Annotated in this window: 16 protein-coding genes and 1 tRNA gene; 10 read left to right on the top strand and 7 right to left on the bottom strand. The window is 39.3% G+C overall.

Annotation, left to right across the window (positions count from 1 at the left end; genetic code table 11):
• Positions 1-609 precede the first annotated feature (609 nt).
• The 10 genes from KCV26_04835 (at position 610) to KCV26_04790 (ending at position 12,853) form a co-directional block, all read left to right on the top strand.
• Positions 610-1,593 (top strand): tyrosine-protein phosphatase, encoded by a 984-nt coding sequence (locus tag KCV26_04835; GenBank protein ID WZX37706.1) that lies wholly within the window; start codon positions 610-612, stop codon positions 1,591-1,593.
• Positions 1,594-1,767: 174 nt separating this feature from the next.
• The gene (locus tag KCV26_04830; GenBank protein WZX37705.1) at positions 1,768-3,492 is read left to right on the top strand and encodes a DEAD/DEAH box helicase; all 1,725 of its coding nucleotides are present in this window, start codon (positions 1,768-1,770) and stop codon (positions 3,490-3,492) included.
• A 271-nt stretch (positions 3,493-3,763) separates the two neighbouring features.
• Positions 3,764-5,653, top strand: a complete 1,890-nt coding sequence (locus KCV26_04825) for a carboxylase (protein WZX37704.1) — start codon at positions 3,764-3,766, stop codon at positions 5,651-5,653.
• Positions 5,654-5,822: 169 nt separating this feature from the next.
• Positions 5,823-8,534, top strand: coding sequence for a TonB-dependent receptor (locus KCV26_04820; GenBank protein WZX37703.1), 2,712 nt, complete (start codon positions 5,823-5,825; stop codon positions 8,532-8,534).
• A gap of 48 nt (positions 8,535-8,582) precedes the next feature.
• On the top strand, positions 8,583-9,740 hold the full coding sequence (locus KCV26_04815) for a hypothetical protein (protein WZX37702.1): 1,158 nt from the start codon (positions 8,583-8,585) through the stop codon (positions 9,738-9,740).
• A 122-nt stretch (positions 9,741-9,862) separates the two neighbouring features.
• Positions 9,863-10,348, top strand: coding sequence for a toxin-antitoxin system YwqK family antitoxin (locus tag KCV26_04810; GenBank protein WZX37701.1), 486 nt, complete (start codon positions 9,863-9,865; stop codon positions 10,346-10,348).
• 95 nt (positions 10,349-10,443) lie between these two features.
• Positions 10,444-10,803 carry a carboxypeptidase-like regulatory domain-containing protein gene (locus KCV26_04805; GenBank protein ID WZX37700.1) on the top strand — a complete coding sequence of 120 codons (360 nt, stop codon included), beginning with the start codon at positions 10,444-10,446 and terminating at the stop codon, positions 10,801-10,803.
• Positions 10,804-11,067: 264 nt separating this feature from the next.
• Positions 11,068-11,238 carry a hypothetical protein gene (locus tag KCV26_04800; GenBank protein WZX37699.1) on the top strand — a complete coding sequence of 57 codons (171 nt, stop codon included), beginning with the start codon at positions 11,068-11,070 and terminating at the stop codon, positions 11,236-11,238.
• Positions 11,239-11,356: 118 nt separating this feature from the next.
• Positions 11,357-12,691, top strand: coding sequence for an NADP-specific glutamate dehydrogenase (locus tag KCV26_04795; protein WZX37698.1), 1,335 nt, complete (start codon positions 11,357-11,359; stop codon positions 12,689-12,691).
• Positions 12,692-12,779: 88 nt separating this feature from the next.
• A tRNA-Arg gene (locus KCV26_04790) sits at positions 12,780-12,853 on the top strand.
• Between the two features lie 175 nt (positions 12,854-13,028).
• On the opposite strand, the gene KCV26_04785 is transcribed toward KCV26_04790, so the two are convergent.
• From KCV26_04785 to KCV26_04755, 7 genes are all read right to left on the bottom strand, one after another.
• Entirely contained in the window at positions 13,029-14,339 is a 1,311-nt protein-coding gene (locus tag KCV26_04785) for a phage terminase large subunit (protein WZX38327.1), read from the bottom strand.
• A complete protein-coding gene (locus KCV26_04780) occupies positions 14,314-14,715 on the bottom strand; it encodes a hypothetical protein (protein ID WZX37697.1) in 402 nt (133 codons plus the stop codon). The genes KCV26_04785 and KCV26_04780 overlap by 26 nt, the downstream gene beginning before the upstream one ends.
• 261 nt (positions 14,716-14,976) lie before the next feature.
• Complete coding sequence (locus KCV26_04775; GenBank protein WZX37696.1) at positions 14,977-15,339, bottom strand: hypothetical protein; 363 nt, start codon at positions 15,337-15,339, stop codon at positions 14,977-14,979.
• 238 nt (positions 15,340-15,577) lie between these two features.
• Positions 15,578-17,284: a transposase gene (locus KCV26_04770; GenBank protein WZX37695.1), complete on the bottom strand. Its 1,707-nt coding sequence runs from the start codon at positions 17,282-17,284 to the stop codon at positions 15,578-15,580.
• 312 nt (positions 17,285-17,596) lie between these two features.
• Positions 17,597-19,762 (bottom strand): hypothetical protein, encoded by a 2,166-nt coding sequence (locus KCV26_04765; protein ID WZX37694.1) that lies wholly within the window; start codon positions 19,760-19,762, stop codon positions 17,597-17,599.
• 4 nt (positions 19,763-19,766) lie between these two features.
• Positions 19,767-20,114 (bottom strand): helix-turn-helix domain-containing protein, encoded by a 348-nt coding sequence (locus KCV26_04760; GenBank protein WZX37693.1) that lies wholly within the window; start codon positions 20,112-20,114, stop codon positions 19,767-19,769.
• A gap of 164 nt (positions 20,115-20,278) precedes the next feature.
• Complete coding sequence (locus tag KCV26_04755; GenBank protein ID WZX37692.1) at positions 20,279-21,166, bottom strand: hypothetical protein; 888 nt, start codon at positions 21,164-21,166, stop codon at positions 20,279-20,281.
• Between the last annotated feature and the right edge of the window lie 10 nt (positions 21,167-21,176).

Below are 21,176 nucleotides of genomic sequence, written 5' to 3'. Positions count from 1 at the left end.
GATGATGAATGCCTGTTGATAGTGTTGATAAATAATTCTAAAAAAAATTGCAAAATAAGTTATTAAAATATAGACGATCCTAAAATTGTCTTATCAACAATTAAAATTAAATCAAGTTGTTTATTAATAATTTATTATAGACTTTATCAACAATCTTTTTATAATTCTGTTGTTGATAAAATATTTCGAATTTGTTTCTTTTTTCTGTTGATGAAACGTGCAAAAATTCCCGAGAATTTTTAGCAGCCTTTTTTGCATCCTTAACTTAATTTTTTCATATAAACAAAAAATCAACGAAACAAAATAAAGTTGTGCAATAATTCTCTACATAGAATTAACAGTTTATCAACAACCTTTTCAAAACATCGAATGCAAAAGTATTATTTAAAAATTAGTTATACAATTACTTATGTTTTAAAGTTATAAAAAATGGCAAAAATCTGATTATTTATTGTTAAGTTAGAAACGCAAGAGTTTTGTTTACAAAATGTTTTAGCTATATTTGCTTGCCAAAATCAAACGCGGGTGAGAATATATAGTTATCAAATTATTTCGGCTTTTTTTTTGTTGATTGCAGCAGGTTGCGCATCAACAGTTAAAATAACATCTGTGGCAGAAAAGAACAAAGACGGTGATTTACTTCTCAAATGGGAAGTCAGCCCCGATCAGGAAGGAAATATCAACATTTATTCTTCTCAGTCAGACAGTGATATTTCCGCTTTTACACCCATAAAAACTTCCAATATTACTGATCAGGTAACGGTAATCAATCCTTCGAGTCCCGATATCCGGGAATTCTACATATTAAAAACTACCTCTGCATATTCGGGAATTATTGCCAACCGGATTATTGAGATGAGTAATATAAAAAATTTCAGGGATATGGGCGGATATTTCACACGAACTGATCAACAAATGAAATGGGGAAAAATTTTCCGCTCAGGTGATTTGAGTAGCGCAACATTATATGATCAGGAGAGGATAAGACGGTTAAATATAAGAACCATTATTGATTTCAGATCAGATAGAACAGCTAAAAGATACCCTATTCTCGTTCATCCGAACATTAGGAAGATATCGTTACCCATTACTCCGTTGGACGACGAAAAAATCAATGAAATGATGGATGACGAACATTTAACGCGCAGCGATGCCATTCGTGATGTTCAGGATTCTTACATAGGAATCATAGAGAACTACAAAAACGAGTTTGCAGAGATGTTTAATATTCTAACCGATGAAAATAATTATCCTGTGTTGCTTAGCGGATCGTTAGGTAAAGACAGGGTAGGGCTGGCTTCATTTTTCATACTTTACGCAGTGGGAATTCCGCAAAATGTGATTATTGACGATTATCTTCTGTCTCGCCAAACTGTAGATATATCTAAAATTGCAGAAAATGTGAAAACAAAACCCGAATATTTCCAGGAAGCCGTTACAGCGTTGATGTCTGTAAATCCTGCATACATCAATTATACCATCGATTACATAAACCAAAAATACGGTTCGATTGATAATTATCTGGAAAAAGAACTTAAGTTGACTTCCGGGAAAAAGATTTTATTACGCAAATACCTGCTCTATAATCAATAAGATTGATTTTTTTTTCGTACCTTTGCGCCCGATTTAAAATTCGGGCTTTTTTGTTCCGGAATAATCAGATTTTGTATATCAAATTTTCTCACATCTTTATATATATATGTCGTGTTGTGGGGGTTTCGAGAAAATGCGAATACTTTCACCATTAAAATAGAATTAAAGAAAAAAATGAGAACTTTTGAAGAACTTGGGATTGCACCCGCGATTTGGCGTGCCATTCAGGAAATGGGTTTTGAACAACCCATGCCGGTACAGGAGGAAGTGATTCCGCAACTGCTGGCAAATACCCGTGACATAATTGCTCTGGCGCAAACCGGAACTGGAAAAACTGCTGCTTTCGGTTTGCCAATCATCCAAAAAACAGCCATCGAACTGCATGCACCGCAGACACTGATCCTTTGTCCTACACGGGAGCTTTGTTTACAGATAGCCGGTGATTTAACCGATTTTTCCAAATATATTGATGATATAAAAATCCTTCCTGTCTACGGCGGATCAAGCATAGAAAGCCAGATTAAAACGTTAAAACGAGGCGTTCATGTTATCGTTGCCACACCGGGTAGGTTGATTGATTTGATAAACCGCAAAACCGTTTCGTTGGCAAATGTCCATACCGTTGTGTTGGATGAAGCTGATGAAATGTTACACATGGGATTTACGGAAAGTATAGATGAAATTTTGTCTCACGTTCCCGACAACCGCAGCATGCTGCTTTTTTCAGCCACCATGCCCCAGGAGATAGCCAAAATTACCCGGAAATATATGTCCAACCCCATGGAGATAACCATTGGACGGAAAAACGAAGGTGCGCTGAACGTGAAACACACCTATTTCATGGTTCACGCAAAAGACAAATACCTTGCGTTAAAACGGATCGTGGATTACTACCCCAACATATACGGCATTGTCTTTTGCAGGACAAGAAAAGAAACGCAGGAAATAGCAGATAAGCTTATTCAGGATGGCTACGATGCCGATTCGTTGCACGGTGACCTGTCGCAGGCACAACGTGACTATGTCATGAACAAGTTCCGCTTACGGAACCTGCAGTTGCTTATTGCTACCGACGTTGCTGCCCGAGGACTGGACGTGGACGATATCACTCATGTGATTAACTTTGGGCTTCCCGATGATTACGAAGTATACACGCACCGTAGCGGACGTACAGGCAGGGTGGGAAAAACCGGAACATCCATATCCATTATCCATACCAAAGAAAAAGGAAAAGTTGCTCAGATAGAAAAACTCATCAATAAAAAATTTGAATATCGTCAGGTACCCAAAGGAGATATTATTTGCGAAAAGCAACTGTTCAACTTTGTAGATAAAATTGAAAAGGTTAAGGTAAATGAAGAAGAAATTGCCCGTTTACTGCCTTCCATCTTCAAGAAACTTGATTGGCTGGAAAAGGAGGATGTCATTAAACGTATGGTCTCCTTGGAATTTAACCGGCTGATTGACTATTACCAAGCCGCCAATGAAATTGAAGAACCCAAAGAACACAACTCGAAAAGAGAGGAACGTGGAAAAGGAAAAAAATTTGACAGAAACGAAGGGGGACCGAAAAAGGCTGAAAATGGATATGCCCGCTTTTTTATCAATATCGGAAAAATGGACGGCGCCAACCCGGCTAACCTGATGGGTTTTATCAACGATTATGTGCCCGGGAAGATCAGGGTAGGGCGTATCGATCTGATGAAGAACTTTTCGTTTTTTGAAGTCCCCGAAGAAAATGTCAAGCAAATTCTCAAATCCTTTAAAGGAGTTTTCGTGGAAGACAGAAAACTGGTGGTTGAATTAGCAGACAACAATATGCCGGAGAACAAGAAATACAAAGGTGACAAACCAAAACAGGATTTCAACGTCTCCAAGAAAGGGAAAAAACGTTTCTAAGGTGTAATTTCCTTTCGTTTACACACCCGGAAGCAGCATTTTAAACACGAAATGCTGCTTTTGTTGTTTTTAGCATGAATTAAAGAAAAAAATCTTTAATTAATTGCTTATAATTCGAAATTAATTTGTTACTTTGTATGGCGAAAGATAAAACTAAATTTCTGTATTTGAGATATTTATAATGTTTAAAAACTGTAAGTATAAATAGTGAAAAACAACGAAACTAATGTCAAAAACCACCATAAAAAGTAGAAATTAAATTTTTAAACAGATGAAACGTAAACTTTTAATCAGAGATCTCACTTTGAGGGACGGTCAGCAATCGGCTTTTGCTACCCGAATGAACCAATCACAAGTTGACAGAGTGTTGCCTTATTACAGAGATGCCAATTTCTATGCAATGGAAGTTTGGGGAGGTGCTGTTCCAGACTCCGTTATGCGCTATTTAGGCGAAAACCCATGGGACAGGTTAAAAAAAGTCAGCGACGGTGTGCAGGGAGCCTCAAAACTCACTGCGCTTTCTCGTGGACGAAACCTCTATGGATACGCTCCCTATCCGGATGAAATTATTGATGGATTTTTCAAAAATGCCGTCTCTAGCGGACTCAACATTATGCGTATTTTCGATGCGCTAAACGATGTTGACAATATAAAATCGAGTATAAAATACATTAAGAAATACGGTGGTTTGGCAGATTGCGCGGTTTGCTACACGATAGATCCCAAATACGACGATGAGGTTAAAATTGTTGAAAAGAAAGGCTTTCTGGGGCTGTTCAACAAGAAAGAAGAAATACGGATAAAAAAAGAAAATGTGTTTACAGACCGCTATTTTCTTCAGAAAGCCAAGGAAATGCTAGCGTTGGGTGCTGACATGATCACCATTAAAGATATGAGTGGACTGATTCCGCCCACGCGTGTGGCAAACCTTATCTCATTATTCAAAAGAGAACTTAATGTTCCCATCGATTTTCACACACATTGCACCCCGGGGTATGGATTGGGTTCCGTACTCTCAGCAATCGTAAATGGGGCAGATATCGTAGACACCAATATCTGGTATTTTTCCGGCGGGCCGGCTGCTCCAGCCATTGAACTCGTTTATATTTTCTGCCAAAAACTGGGCATTGAACTGGATGTAAACATGGAGGCTGTGGCAAAAATAAATGCCGAATTGTTCGGAATCCGCCGGGAATTGGAAGCTTTCGATACGGTAAAACAGTTCCCAAATCCGTTTAACCCGCTTACGGATACCCTGCCTGCTGCTATTGATAAGTTGTTTGACGAAGCTATTGCCGCAGTTCAAATCAACAACGAGACGGCTTTACTGGAGGCCTGCCACCAAATTGAAGCTTATTTCAATTTCCCCAAACCCGACGAGAGGGTGAAAAACGCCGAGATTCCCGGAGGGATGTACACCAATATGGTGGCACAATTGAAACAATTTAACTCGCTGGATATCTTGGAAGATGCAATGAAACTTATTCCAAGTGTCCGGCTCGATGCTGGATTGCCACCTTTGGTTACTCCTACAAGTCAGATCGTAGGAGTGCAGGCGGTCAGTTCGGCCCTGAATCTGAAGAATGGGCGGGATAAATATGCCAATGCTTCTAATCAATTTGTTGCACTAGTAAAGGGGGAATACGGAAAAACTCCCGTTCCGGTAGATCCGGAATTCAGGTTGAAAATTGCCGGAACGCGTGATGAAACTCCGTACGATACCAGTACGTATAGACGTCAGGAGAATCCTGTTTTGCCGGAGTTCGAAAATGTCCGGCTGGCTAAAGACGAAAAAGAGGAGTTGTTACTTGAACTTTTCCCTGCCGTGGCCACCCAATACCTGAGGAAAATCCGTGAAACGGAATTTGCATCGCATCAATCGCAAAAAACAACTGTAACCGGTGCTGGAACGGTACCTACCGATGCGGAAGTAAAGGAACCCGAAGGATACATTACAGAAAGCCCTATGCCCGGCAGCGTTATGAAGTTTCTGGTAAAAGAAGGCGATGAGGTGCAAAGGGGAAAAAACCTGTTTGTTCTGGAAGCTATGAAAATGGAGAACGACGTAATTTCTGAATATTCGGGAAAAGTGTATAAGATATATGTAAAACCGGGTGATATCGTTCAGGCCGGAGAGCCTATAATGAAAATAGTACAATAGAAGTAACAGCACATGAGTAAGTTGGAAAAACCGGTACACCAGTATCGGTTTTTTTATTGGTGAAAACTTAACAATAATGTAATCAGAATGTAATTGCTTTGTAACATTTATACTTGACCTTTGTGACGATAAATTATGATACTCGTTAATGAAAAAAGACTCAAAATTAATGATAAGTAGAGCAAAGGTATTGTTTAGGTTATCTGTTTTACTTTTATTTTTCGTTTCAGCATCCGCTATTTATGCTCAGACGGGAACAATCAAAGGAACAATTGTTGATGCCAAGACCAAAGAACCACTAATAGGAGCTTCGGTTTTGGTCGAAGGAACCACAAACGGGGCTGCCGCCGATCTGGACGGCAATTTCGTTATCAATAACGTATCGGCGGGAACGCACACGCTCGTTGCATCTTACGTGGCATATCAACCGGTAACTAAAACGGGGATCGCAGTAGAAACAAACCGCGAAACGGTGGTGGATTTCGAAATGAACTCCGACGATATCAGCCTCGAAGCGGTTGAAGTGGTCGCACGCGCTAACCGCGAAAGCGAGAATATTCTGCTTCTCGAGCAAAAAAAAGCATTACTTGCCACGCAAGCTGTAGGGGCAAGAGAGTTATCACGCAAGGGGATTGGAAATGCGGAAGCAGCCGTGTCCAAAATTTCGGGAATATCCAAACAGGAAGGCGTGAAAAATGTTTTTGTGCGGGGCTTGGGCGACCGATACAACGCGACAACCCTCAACGGTTTTCTTGTCCCTTCGGAAGATCCCGAATACAAAAACATCGCACTCGACTTTTTCGGAACCGATATCATTCAAAATGTAGGGGTAAACAAAGTTTTTTCGGGTAGCTCTACCGGAGATGCAGGGGGTGCTATCATAGACATTTCGTCAAAAGAATTGATTAATGACCGGGCTTTTGGTGCCGAAATATCGGGAGGGTTGAACCGGGGGACTATCGGAGTTGATTTCCTGCGTCAGGACGGCTCAAACTACCTGGGATTTGCCAACAATAAAAAACCGAACGAAAACAAGGTTGATTTCGCCAACAGCCTCGATCCAAAGGTCATAAAAACACCCGTAAACCACACTTTTGGTATCTCCGGAGGAAAACAATTTAAAGTGGGAGCGGATAATAATCCACTTTCATTTTTTATTGTAGGCTCACACGGAACAAATTATTCTTATACCGGGGAATTGATCAGAAACACCACTTCCGACGGAACCATTTATCAAGACCAGCAAGGCGACAAGTATTCCCAAAACATTAACCAGCTTGTTCTCGGAAATATCAATTTCGGGATTAACAAAGCGCACAACCTGGCGTATAATTTCATGATGGTCCATGCCAATAATCAATACGTTGGGCAATACAGCGGAAAACATACCGAAAGCCATCAAGACAGTAACGATTACACGGGAAGGGCAATCAGACAACAAACGAACGACAATTTACTATTCACGCATCAACTTATTTCCAGCTGGAAATTATCGAACAAAATGAAACTAAACGCCGGGGCATCGTATAACAGGATAAAAGGGCTGGAACCTGACCGTCGCGAAAATTATCTTTCAAAACAGGATGATGGTACCTATATTTTAACGGGAAGTAACCGGCAAAAACGTTTCTTTTCTGAACTGAAAGAAAATGATATAAATACAAAAGTGAATCTTCAGTATAAACTGAATGATGAATTTGACAATACGAACTCTGCCCTGGAAATAGGTTACAATGGACGCTTTGTTGATGACAAGTTTGAGGCTGTAGAGTACAATTTTGACGCTCTTTCGGGAACATTCCCCATAGATAACCTGCAATTGGATGATTTATATAACCAGGCCAACTACGAAAGTGGAAAATATACCATGAGCGTTGGTGAATTAAATACCTACAACGTTAAAAAAAATGTCCATTCAGCATATGCGGAGGCTACATATCAATTGACTTCTCCTCTTACCGCGAATGTGGGTTTACGTGTAGACAATGTGGATATGACCGTTAACCATCGTGTTCAGCACGTGGAGCCTGGAAGGGAATCTATCAAAAAAACCTATTTTTTGCCCAGTTTGAATCTGAAATATGATTTGAACGATAAAAACGCAATACGGATGGGCTTGAGTAAGACATACACATTGCCGCAATCGAAAGAGATTTCACCCTATCAATATGTGAATATCGGCTTTGCCAGTCAAGGTAATCCTAACCTGAAACCGTCTGATAATTACAATGCTGATCTTAAATGGGATTATTATTTGAGCCCTTCGGAATTGTTTACCGTTACCGGATTTTTTAAACACATTGTCAATCCTATCGGACGAGTGGATCAGGGTAATTCAGCCGGATTACTCTCCTATTCAAACATCAGCGCGTTTGCAACTGTCGCCGGTATAGAGGTGGAGTTGAGAAAAAACTTGATCAACAGAGTGAATACTGCAACTTCAAAAGTAAACCGGGTATCCCTGGGATTGAATGCTTCGTATATTTATACGGATCTCGAAGTTGATATCGTTAACACACCGAGAAGAAAAGCACAGCTGGAAGGAGCTGCACCGTTTATAGGAAATTTCGATGTTTCTTATAGTTATTCAAATCGCGATAAAAATTTACTTGCTTCGGTCGTTTTTAATTATTTCAGTAACAGGGTACATACAATCGGTACACGCAACTACGGCAATATCATAGAAGAAGGAGTTCCCACGATAGATTTCGTGTCTTCCTACAAATTTAACAAGAACTTTACCGCGAAATTTAAAACATCAAACCTGCTGGATCCTTCGTATAAATTATCCAGAAGAATGAATTCAAGCGGTGAAAACATTGTCCTGAATGAATACAAAAAGGGTATTAACTTCAGCTTAGGAGTAAGCTATGATTTATAACTGACGAATACGAACAACTAATCAACTAAATTTTTAAACTGTATTAAAATGAAAAAGTTTCTTTTGATTATTATGATGATGGCCACAATTTCAGCTCCTGCTGTTCTGACTTCTTGTGGCTCCGATGATCCGAAACCCGAACCTCCGGTAACCGAGTCGGAACTGAAAGGTTCTATAACCACTACCCAAACCCTGGATGCAGCAATTACTTATACCATTACCGGTCCTGTTATTGTTGAAGACGGGGGTGTATTAAACATTCCGGCAGGAACAATGATCAAGGCTAAAAATGGATTCAGCAATTATATTCTCGTATTGCAAGGTGGAAAAATCAATGCGAGGGGTACTGCCGAAAAACCCATTACCCTGACTGCCGATATTGAAAATGCTAAACAAGGACATTGGGGAGGGCTTATTATTAACGGTAAAGCACCACTTTCGGGTGGGACAAAAGGGTCTACCGAAATTAACAGCGCCTATAGTTACGGAGGCGATAACGTTTCGGATAGCTCAGGTGAATTGACATACGTTAAGATAGAATATACCGGCGCCCGTTCGAGTGCAAACGTTGAACACAACGGACTTACGCTGAACGGCGTTGGAAATGGCACCAAGATCGAAAACATTTACATCCCTTATGGGGCAGACGATGGGATAGAATTTTTTGGCGGTAGCGTAAACGTGAAAAACCTGTTGGTGGTTGACTCGGACGATGACATGTTCGACTTTACTCAAGGGTACACAGGAACACTGGAAAACGCATACGGAATCTGGCAAAAAGGTTACTCCAGCTCAGAATCAGACCCTCGCGGAATTGAAGCTGATGGAAACCTGGACGGTTTAAATCCCGATGAGAAAGGGCAGTCCGACTTCACCGTCAAAAACATGACTATCGAACTTAAGCTGGATGCGAGCAGCGATGTGAAAATGCAAATGCAGGATGTCATCAAGATCCGTCGTGGAGCCAAGGCTACCGTTACCAATGCTCTGGTGAAAGGCGTTGGCACAGCTATGGATTTAGTTGACTGTACAGACGGTAAAGGTGATGCCGCTGCGGGAACAGTGATAAATCTTACAAATAGCTTAACCTCTCCCATTACCGGCAAAGACATAAAACCGGGTGCAAATGCCGCAACGATAGATATTAAAACCGGAAATACCGGCTGCCCAACCGATGTATTTGCTTGGACCGGATACAAATTTTAATCAGAACAATCGGTTTATAAAAACAGGAGGTATTTCGTGTAAAAACCGGAGTACCTTTTTGTTTTTATGCACCAGGAAATTGTATCTTTGCTATGGAGGTACAACTTAAAAACAAGAATCGTATGAAAAATAAAACAATACTATTGCTGGGTGTTTTTCTTTTAACGTTAAGTGTTCAGGCTCAAGATCAGCAGGGTAATCCTCAAATCTATCAGAATGAAGGAGTCTATTACAGAGACAAGAAACAAAACGAACTTTATACCGGAGATTATCGTGAATATTACGATAACGGCACACTCAAGCTTGAGATGCAGATTAAAAACGGCTTACCCGAAGGAGCTTACCTGATTTATTTCGATAACCGTAAACCCAAAGAAGTGCGTTCTTACAAGGAAGGTAAATTACACGGCCTGTGGCGTACGTACGATATTTCGGGACAGCTCATTTCGGAAGCTGAATACAAGAATGGCGCAAAACACGGCACCTGGCGTATTTGGGACGAATTGGGAAATCAGCGTTACGAAATGAATTACTACGAAGGCAATAAAACCGGCTTGTGGCGTATGTGGGACGACAAGGGTAATCTATTGGATGAGAAAAAATATTAACAAAAACTTAACCGAAACTTAACCGTTCTGTAACATTTATGCCTCACCTTTGTATCGGTTTAAAACGGAAAATTTTCAAAAATTAGATACATAGGATGAAAACAATTTTGGTATTAATCGCAACGGTTTTATTGTCTGTTTCAGTGTATGCTGAAGACAACAAAAACGACAAGAATGTAAAAAGTACTGCTGTTACCGAAGCTGTACGGAAAGTGAATACGGTGGATATATCGGGTTCCGTTGTCGACAACAAAAGTAACGAATCGTTGGCTGGTGCAGCTATCTTCATTGACGGTAACAAATATTATTCGGACCTGGACGGAAACTTTTCGGTTTCGGATCTTAAACCGGGTAAACATACCGTACGTGTGGAATTGATTTCGTATCAACCTTCTGAAATGCAAGTAGATTTGCAGAAAGATAAAGAAATCAACATTGGGCTGATACAGGAATAGGAGATCAGTTGAGAAAACATTGAAAAGTTTGCTTCATAGCAAACTTTTTGTTTTTTATGTCAGGAAAAGTTAACCAAAACTTAACTGAAATGTAGCGGGTTCGTAACAAAAGATACCGATATTTGCAACGTTGAAACAATATTCATTTGGTTCAAAAATAGCAAAAAATCAATTTTTCATTAACTCTCTATGGGTCTTTGTAAATGGTGAAGATGTGAATCTGCACCATTTTTTATTATCTTTGTAAACCACATTGTTCCCATTATGGCAAAACGAACATTTTCACAAACGCAATTCGGCTTCATCGCCATACTTTGGGTGATTTTAGCCGGGTATATCCTTATGAACGCAGAGATAAACGCTATCACGATTATTTCCCTGATCATGTCGGGGATTATCGTATTTGTTCCTGTTTACAGAAATCTACGAAAATAAACTTTTTTCTGTCAAAACATAAAAAAATGATGAAATATTCTTTCATTTAAATTTTTGATACTATTTTTGTATTTCAAAGTGATTGTTTACAAAGTTATCACAATTAAATCCTTTTTTTATGAAGTACGAAGAAATTATCAGTCTGGTAAAAAGACGTTTTCCAAATGAGCCTGAATATCTTCAGGCTGTTGAAGAAGTGATTGAGTCGATCGAAGAGGTGTACAACCAACATCCTGAATTCGAAAAGGCGAACCTGGTCGAACGGTTGATTATTCCCGACAAGATTCATACGTTTCGTGTCACCTGGGTAGATGACAAGGGTAACGTACAAACGAACATGGGATACCGTATACAGCACAACAACGCTATTGGCCCCTACAAAGGAGGAATTCGTTTTCACGCATCCGTGTCTCCTTCCATCTTGAAATTCCTGGCTTTTGAACAAACCTTCAAAAACGCGCTTACCACACTTCCCATGGGTGGTGCCAAGGGCGGGTCAGACTTTTCTCCACGCGGTAAATCGGAAGGTGAAGTCATGCGCTTCTGCCAAGCTTTTACCGAAGGATTATGGCGGGTTATCGGGCCCGATACCGATGTCCCGGCCGGCGATATTGGTGTGGGCGGCCGCGAAGTGGGCTATATGTTTGGGAAATACAAAAAGCTGGCCGGTGAGTTCACGGGAACGTTTACCGGAAAAGGGCGTGAGTTCGGCGGGTCACTTATTCGTCCGGAAGCTACTGGTTACGGAAACGTTTATTTCCTGCTGGAAATGCTGAAAACCAAAAATATCGATATAAAAGGAAAAAGATGCCTGGTATCTGGCTCGGGGAACGTGGCTCAATATACGTGCGAGAAGCTGATCGAGCTAGGTGCAATTCCGGTTACCCTTTCCGACTCCGACGGATACATTTACGATCCTGACGGAATTACATCGGAAAAACTGAAATTTGTGATGGATTTGAAAAACCTCTATCGCGGCCGTATCCGTGAGTATGCAGAGGAATACGGTTGCAAGTACGTTGCTGGTGCCCGCCCGTGGGGTGAGAAAGCCGATATTGCACTGCCTTCTGCCACACAGAACGAAATCGACGGAGACGATGCCCAGTCACTCGTGAATAACGGAATCTTTGCCGTATCGGAAGGTGCCAATATGCCGAGCACCCCGGAGGCAATCGAGATTTTCCAGAAACACAAGATCCTCTATGCTCCTGGGAAGGCAGCCAATGCCGGTGGAGTATCGGTGTCGGGCCTGGAAATGACGCAAAATTCCGAACGTTACAGCTGGAGCGCTGAGCAAGTGGACGAAAAGCTAAAATGGATTATGGGCAATATTCACGAAAACTGTGTAAAATACGGTACCGAACCGGATGGTTATGTAAACTACGTGAAAGGGGCTAATATTGCCGGATTTATGAAAGTAGCCAAGGCGATGATGGGGCAGGGAATTTTGTAATTTTATCGATTTGCCTTAAATTCAGTTTCATAAATTTTTTTTATTCTCAGAATTGCCGTATTTTTGCAGCCTGAATTTGCACAAGGAGGGTCGGGTAGCTCAGCTGGATAGAGCAACAGCCTTCTAAGCTGTGGGTCCTGGGTTCGAATCCCAGCCTGATCACTCTCTGAATAAGGCACTTACAACAAATGTTTGTAGGTGCTTTTTTTTATTGCACACGTTTTTCACACACAAACAACAAAAAAACTACCTACTTAAACAAAAAAACCACCTCAATAATTGAAGTGGCTTTTAGTATTTTATCTGCTCAATCACTAATAATTAGAAGGCTGTTGCCCTATCCAATAGAAAACACCCATTTCGGTTTTAACTCAAAATATAGTCGCATCATCATCGCATCGGAATAGTCGGGGCTTCTACCTATCAACTGCTTGATATGTTCCTTTGGAATGATAGCCAGCTTACCGTCCTTGTCTATATCCTTACGCTTGACTTGTTCCAGTTCCTGTATCAGATTGTTCTTTAAATGTATATTATCAGTCTGAACATAAACCTCTCCTTTGTTTATTTTCTCCGCCAGCATGAAGTAACATTGACTTTTCAGGTTGCTATAATTCTGTGGGTGTCCGTCTATTTCCATAGGTGTACCATTATTTACAAAGCCATCACAACCAACAATGTCAACTACTCCGCCACCTACTCCGTCCTCATCAACTACAATGTTAGATGTCGACACTTTATAGTAGGTTCTTAATCGGTTAATCTCGCCAGCAACCACAGTTAAGGGCTGTTTTTCGAGAGTTAAAATCTCTACGACCTTGTAGCCATTCCACACCATTAGAACGCTCTTATCGCTCCCAAATCGTGCCACGTCAGCCGTTATGTACATCTCTCCGCCAGATACGTATGTAGCCGAGAATATGTCTGTAATTTTATCGTATGGTATGAGTGCCGAAGGGTCATCGTCAAACTCCCAATTCCCAAACAGTAACCTCTCCTTTGAAATAGTGTCAAGCTGTAATAAGTTGCTTTCGTAATGCTGTGATATAAATTTATTATCGGTTAATAATGATTGAATAAACTTCATACTGTCAGGTAGTTTTTTCTCCCTGTAGGGCTTGAAAAATTTTTCATACAAATAGCCCTTCGAAGGGTTGCATGTTCCCAGCATCTTAGGTATTATATTATTCTCATCTAACTTGTACCTTATTCGCGACTTGACAATGTTCCATGCTTTTTCTGTAATCTGATTACACTCATCAACAAAAGCCCCTGTTATCTCTAAACTGCCTAAACTGTCAAAGTTTGGATCGCTTGGATAAAGAAACAAATCTTTTAATAAAATAACGCTCCCATTTATTAACTCTATCTGCTGTAGCTGTTGGTTATACTTGTAGTGTTCGCCAGCTGTCAGTCCCTGTATCTTACACACCTCAAAGAACGTGTTCAGCGTGGTTTCTCGCAATGTTTTAAGTGTAGCCCTACCCATTAGCCACCTTGTGCCTTCGTACTTTACTGCTGACTTTAAAAGCCAGTAGCAACCTAATAAGCTTTTTCCGCCACCAGCACCACCGCCGAACAATACTTCATTTGTCTTATTGTCCTCTAAATAGTCAAGTGCTTCACTCTGTTTCTTTGTCAATTCCATCGCTGTATCGTTTTTCATTCCAAACTACCGTTAAACTCTGATTGTTCATATTCACCTCAACGCCCCCTGTCGCTTCACCTTTGAGACGAAAATATAATTCAATCGCTCGTAAATCTCCGTCCAGTATCTTTTTATAGAGAGCGCAAAATACCGCATCTCGATAAGTAGGCTTCTCAATCTTAAACGCTTTTTCAATCTGCTGTGTCTGCGTTAAGTCATCGGGTAATTCCATTTCATCTATCATGTCTAAGGTTGCTTTAAGGTCTCGTTTCCTACGCCTTGCAACACCAGACGCAACTCCGCCAGCTCGAGTAATCTCTCTTAACTGTTCATCGCTTCGCCTGTCAAGTGGTGTTAAATTTTTAATCTTTTTCATTGCTCAATCATTGTTTAGTTGATTTATTTGTTTCATAATTCATAATTCTTAATTGTTCATTGAAGTAATCAATCATATTATTATACGCTTTTCGTGCCCTGTGTGCCCTTATCTCTTTTTTTATTAGTGAGACTACACTACAAACAAATAAGCTCCCACAAGTCAAATAAATGATTGTGTGAATAACTGCTGTTGCTATTGTTTCCATCATTGCTGTTTTATTTTAAAAATTTTAATATATTCGTATCTTAATTATCTGTGTTACTTAGTGCTACTATAACACGTGCCTATTGGGTGGTGAAATTCAACTGTTATTGATTTTTGATAATCAGGAATAGATGTTTTACCGCCTGCATATCTTACTTTTGTTCTATCTCGTGCCATTAACCAAATATACTCACGCTTGCGCTCCTTAATCATTTTATTAAATGCTGTTACGCCTACCTTCGCGAATCTCCTTATCGGTGAACGCTCGCTCAAATCATGAAATAGAATAATGTAGTAATTGCTCGCTTTATCAGTCTTGAATACTGCTAAAGGTGTAAACCAACCTATTATATCAGATAGCTTTGCATTAGTGCCATCTTCATTAATTAATCTGTGAAATGTAAATTTTTCTCTCATAGTCTTGAATTTTTAATTTATTTAATTTTTTTGCTTCAATAAATACCGTTTTTATCAAAAATATTACGAGTTGCATCAGGTTGTTGTTAGTTGCTTACGGGTTGTAACCCGCTCTGGTGACGAGTTGGCGAGTTGCATCAGGTTGTTCCGTATTCTCTCTATCTCTATCTCTATCTCTATCTCTCTATTTCTCTATCTCTATATCAAATATTGAGTCTGCTCTGAAAACCCCATTTTTTCAAATTGCTGAAAAATGAAGTTTAACCGGACAAATGTGATTGTTTTTATTAATTGAAAGTATGTTTACAATAATATACATATTGAAACATAAATTAATTATATATTGTGGCAGTTTTTGCCAAAAAAGCGCTCTTTGACTTATTCGCGTCATATAATTCACTATCCTGACGAAGTTTATCCACAACGAGCGGGAGTATGCCCATAGTTTGTGCTTGGCAAGTGACCTGTAACGGCTCTTGTCATTCGGGTAATGGTATCCTAACTGGAAAATGCTTGCTTCGACATTGTTCCTGATATTTTTTTCATCTATCGGGATATCGTCCAATTTCTTCCTCAGAGCGGCAGTCCTGAGGTTATCCTCATCGAAGTAGCGGTATTTTCCTTCTTCAGTCTTGATCCTCCATTTCCTCTGTGTTTTGTCTTTGCGGAGTTTTACCCGTTGTGCCTGTATTGTTGTTCCTGTTTTGTTGTCGGTTACTATTAAATTGATTTCATTCTGTTCGTCCAAACGGATGTCATATCTCGGTGCGGGGCCTTGCATGCCTGTGAGTATCAGCTCGATGCCATTTTTATCGCTTTGGCAATACTCCTGATTATCAGCACTGTGGTAAGCCCCGTCGGCATATACTTTCTCTATTTTGTCGGATATTATTTCCTGTGTCCGATCCAGGGCTTGTTCAAGGAAGCCGTTGTCCGGAGCCGATGCCACCGTTACCTCGGTATCGGTTATCAGGTTCAATGCCGTATCTTTGTCATCTCCCGGTTGGTCGCATGTCTCGGTGACGTTCACCGAATACCCTTTGACCTTGTTGCCGTCTTTGTCACGGTAATGGCAGTCGGTGTCATGGGGTGACTGTATGGATTTGGCGCTGACTTTCTCCTTTTCCAGAGGAACGACAGTTTTGTCCCTGCCAACCGAGTATTGTTGTTCGAAAACCGCTTTAAGGGTCTGGTAATGACCATAGTCATGCTTCTTGAAGAGCCCTATAAAACGGTACATCAGTTTGCCCAGTTCAACGAACCTGGCATCAACCTCGGCCTTTGTACTGCGGTACACCACCTTGTTGCCCGTTTCACCCTGTATGCTTTCGATAAGGGAAAACATCTCTTTGGACAGGCTCTTATTGAAGATATGTTCCTCCCTTTCATTGATAAACAGACGCAGGGTTTCATGAATCAACTCGTAACGGGAGTACCAGGCGATATTGCTGCCGACCAGTTTACTGTCCATGCGCACCTGCTTGCCGCTCACCTCAAACTCCAATAGCTGGTCACGGGTGATTTGCCCCTGGCACTTTTTGAACAGGTCTTCGCCGTGTTCCCTTGCATAGTCAACCAGATTGCGACGGAAAAGGTAGTAAGTGGATGAAACAGGCTCAGCGTCCTCTAACGACATCAGACCCAGAGCACTGCGAACAAGTAAATTGTATGCGCAGTTCTCAAACAATTGTGCGTCGCTCCATCCCTGGCCTTCCTTGAGGATCATCATACCGACCAAAATACGGATAGAGGCATTAGGAGCCCCCGTTCCATTAGAATAAAGTGGTCTGAAAATAGACTCATCCACACGCATTACAACATGGTTTCGGAACCGGTTATGCCAGGAGTCATTTTTTAGGTATTCTTTCTTCTTAGAGTCTCTGAAGTACTCCGTCGGTGATGAAAAAATGCCCAATTGAGGGTTTTCGTCCGATTTTTTGAACATATTATACAGTTTTAAGCCCTACTAAGGTAGTGAATAATAGCTATATACGCAAATATTTCAAAGAACTTTTCAGGTGAAATTTACCTGATTTATAAAATTTATTGTACAAAAAATTTTAAACTAAATTATCACTCCGACTTTTCGGAGCGGACTCAATATTTAATTTATAATTTAAAGTGTAATAAACCTGTTTAACTTGAAACCTCGTCACAATCAATTAGTTAAACCCGTAACCTACCCGTAATACACTTGACTAACCTGTAATTAAAAAAACAACAACAACAACCCTGACGCAAGAACGAACAACCCTGACTAAAACGGAAGTGAGTTATCAGGAACTGAATCTAAACCTGACATACAAACCCGTCTCCAGACTTTTTCGCTTCTGATATATTCCCAATCCAGTTTATGATAATCGATATAATGATTGATCGAATCTCTCGCCTTGACGGTCGATAGATTAAAATCTGCACCATTGCCATGATGTTTTTGCATATGAATCTCTCTAAACCTTGTAACATTAAATTCTGTTTCAGAACTCAATTCATTAAAAATCCTTTCAAATTCTTGCTCTCTGACATCGTTAAATGTTGCTACATAATTATCAAACGTCTTGTCATATTTAATTGGAATAACTCCCTCATTCAGGTATATTTGCACACACTCAACAAGAAAATCAAAAGCTTCCTGCCAGTCCTGTTCGCTCCAGTCATCAAAAAAATCGCCACCGCCGAAGTATTCTGATGGTGTTCTGTTTATATTCCAGAACTTAGAAAACTTATATTCCCTGTATCGTCTGTTTGTGGAATCTGCATTTTCATTGTATCTCACCGCATTGTTAGTTGTAACAACAATTTTCGGTGACTCCTTAAACTTAAGTACAAAGGGGCTTTTGTACAAATCTCGAACTACCATATCGCCAGTAATCAACGTGTAGTTTGCTATCCAGTCATAGCCTGCGGGTACATCATCATGTACTATTAGGGTGTTATGTTTCTGTAAACCAGCTAAAGCAAATTTATCATCTTTTCGCCAGTCATTTTTCCCTTTATACAAACGAGTACGTACCTTTGAAATCAACTCTAATAATAATGTTTTCCCTCGCCCTCCAGCATTTGCAACATCATTGCTCCCTTCATCTGATAAAATAATACAGTAAGCTTCTGAACTTTTCTTATGTGAATCTATTAAATATCCAACCATCGAACAAGCCGCTTTAAAATCGCTCTTTTCCTTGCCTGTAAGCTCTGATATTGGTTTATCGTTGCCCACCATTGCGTAACGAATAAATCGCTTAGGTTTGCCCTCGTATTTGATTGAGCCTTCCGGTAAGATTATGAATTTGTGGTTCATGCTCTCAATTCCTTCAGGAAAAAAGCCTATTTCATCATCTGAATAATCAAGCATTGTAAAGGAATCTTTTGTGATTTTTAGAACTCCGTTTTCGAAAGGAATATATTTCGCATCGGCTGTATCTCTATGATATTTTATTTCTTGCCCGTCCATCAACTGCATGAAGTCCATTATCTGTATTTTCCATTTATGAGAAATACATTTTAATACTTCATTTTGTAAACTGTCATCAGGAACAAATTTTTTCAGAAAGTTGGGTATTTCTTCTTTTGGAAAATATTTGAGAATTTTATTCTCTATCTTAATAAAATTATCGCTCTCCCTTTCTCTAATAAAACCCTTATTAATCATAAACTCAATAAATGGCAAAGGCTCTAACATGGGTTTTCCCTTATAGTCGATTGAATAAAATAAAGGTTCAGCATCTACCCTGACAATACTATGTGCAATATCCTTCGTTTCCTTCCAGTATTCAGATAGCTGTTTATATTTCCATGCTCCAGCTTGCACCTTATCACTTATATAGATATTAGGATCGTGCGACAAATAGCATCTATCTGTTTTTTTAATTCTACGCCCTATGTTGCGAAAAAAGTACTCATCATACATATTGAAAATATTATTGTTAGAATCTCTGTACTTTCCAACATCATAATTTCCAATTTCCACCGCTTCACTTGAAGGAACAATAACATTAAGCCCATCATTAGCACGATTTTTAAAAACCATCAAAACATCAATATCTTTCACATTGATAAGATCAGATTTTAATTTATCCACAAATTCAGATGAACATTTTATTTCAAATTGCATTAATCCTGATGTTGAAATAATGGTGCTATCATGTGCTTTCCTGAAAGTGCCCTGAATCTTCACCATGTCATGACTTGTATTATCTCGCCCATTGTCGGTTCTTACATATTCAAACACATCAAGTAATGTAACATTCTTTTCGGGTGTCAGATTATCAAGGTAATCATCTGATTGTGTATTGAAATATGAAAATTTATTTCTAACTATTTGATTATTAGATAATTTTCCATTACCTTTACTGTTGCTGTTATCGTATGATATAGAGGGGGTTTGTAAGCTTTGCGCTTCGCCTCCTTTTTTTTGTTCTGCCATATAATTACCCCCTTTCCTTTCTGCGTGCCGAATCAGCCACGCTTTTAGTGATCTCGCTTACTTTGTCCTCTTTTCCTGATAACTGTTTGCTTATCCATTGATCCAGTTCATCACGTAAAAACACAATCTTTTTACCGCCCCATCTTTGGAATGGAATCTCTCTGTCAGCTGTCTTCTTATAAAGAGTGCTTTTCGAAATAGTTAAACCCCTTTCATTGATATAAGATAAACCCTCATCTAAAGAGAAATAATCTTTTTGCTCATCAATTGGATCAGCTACATTTGTTATCGGGATCATCTCTTTGAGTAATTCCCTTAAATCTTCTTTTCTAACTATTATCAAACTTTCCATATTAAAAACATTTTAAGTTATTGTTTGATACAAAGTTACCCCCAGTCAAGCCCTTTTATTTTAGGCTTTTGTATGGCTTTTCCATAAAAAGAAAAAAGACTATCACGGTGAGTAACAGTCTTTTAACGTAATATCTGAATAGGGCTTTTATTGCCTGAAAATGGCTACGTTAGATTTAATGATTTTATCTTGCTTTTTACCCCATCGTTAAACGCCTTTAGGGTTTTTCTCCACTCATCTATAATAGCTTTTATTTCGTCTTCAAGTTTAGGGTCTTGTACTTTGGTTAATTCATTTTTAGTTATTCCTAAATTATCCACTGTTTCAGTGTACCAACTTTCACAAATAGCCTTTTCCCTTCCGATCATCTTTATAATAATATTTATTTTAGTCTTATTACCTTTGTTGTAAATTTCACCCGATAAATCAGCCCTTGCAATACGCTGTAAAAATTCAGCTTCATCAATATTAAACATATCCCGATCCTGACAATGTTTATAAATCATCTTAAATAAGGTGTTATCAATTTCATACAGTTTGCCATTTTGCTGTGGATCATCAGCCTGCTGTATATCGTCATCATCAGCCTGAATAATTTGTTCTAACTCTTTAACTTTACTTTGCCAGTAATCAAATACTTTGATATAATTATCAATATCATTTACCACTGTTTCAAGTTGTGATTTATAACCCTGAATCCTTCTTTCTGTTTCTCTTTTATGATACTCATCATAGGTTATTGCTTTTCTTATATGAACGCCTGTTTCGTATTGAAAAGCTACATCTTTATCATATCCTGAATGATAGTACATAAATTCATTACTATAATTATAAGCTGTTTTTATTTCATGTTCTAACTCTGATTTTTTCTTTGTAGCATCACGAATCAAATCACTTTTTAACTCATCTAACGCCTGCGTTAATTCTCTGATAAATGTTTGTGGTTTACAAAAGTGATCACGTCCTGCAAGTTTCATTTCAGACTCCAAATAGTCAACTTCATAGCTGTTTGGAAAATTGATTATTATATCAAAATAGTTTACCCTGCTCATAGCTGTATAT

The organism is Petrimonas sulfuriphila (assembly GCA_038561985.1).
Classification (GTDB): domain Bacteria; phylum Bacteroidota; class Bacteroidia; order Bacteroidales; family Dysgonomonadaceae; genus Petrimonas; species Petrimonas sulfuriphila.
This window is presented reverse-complemented; position numbering and strand designations above follow the sequence as displayed.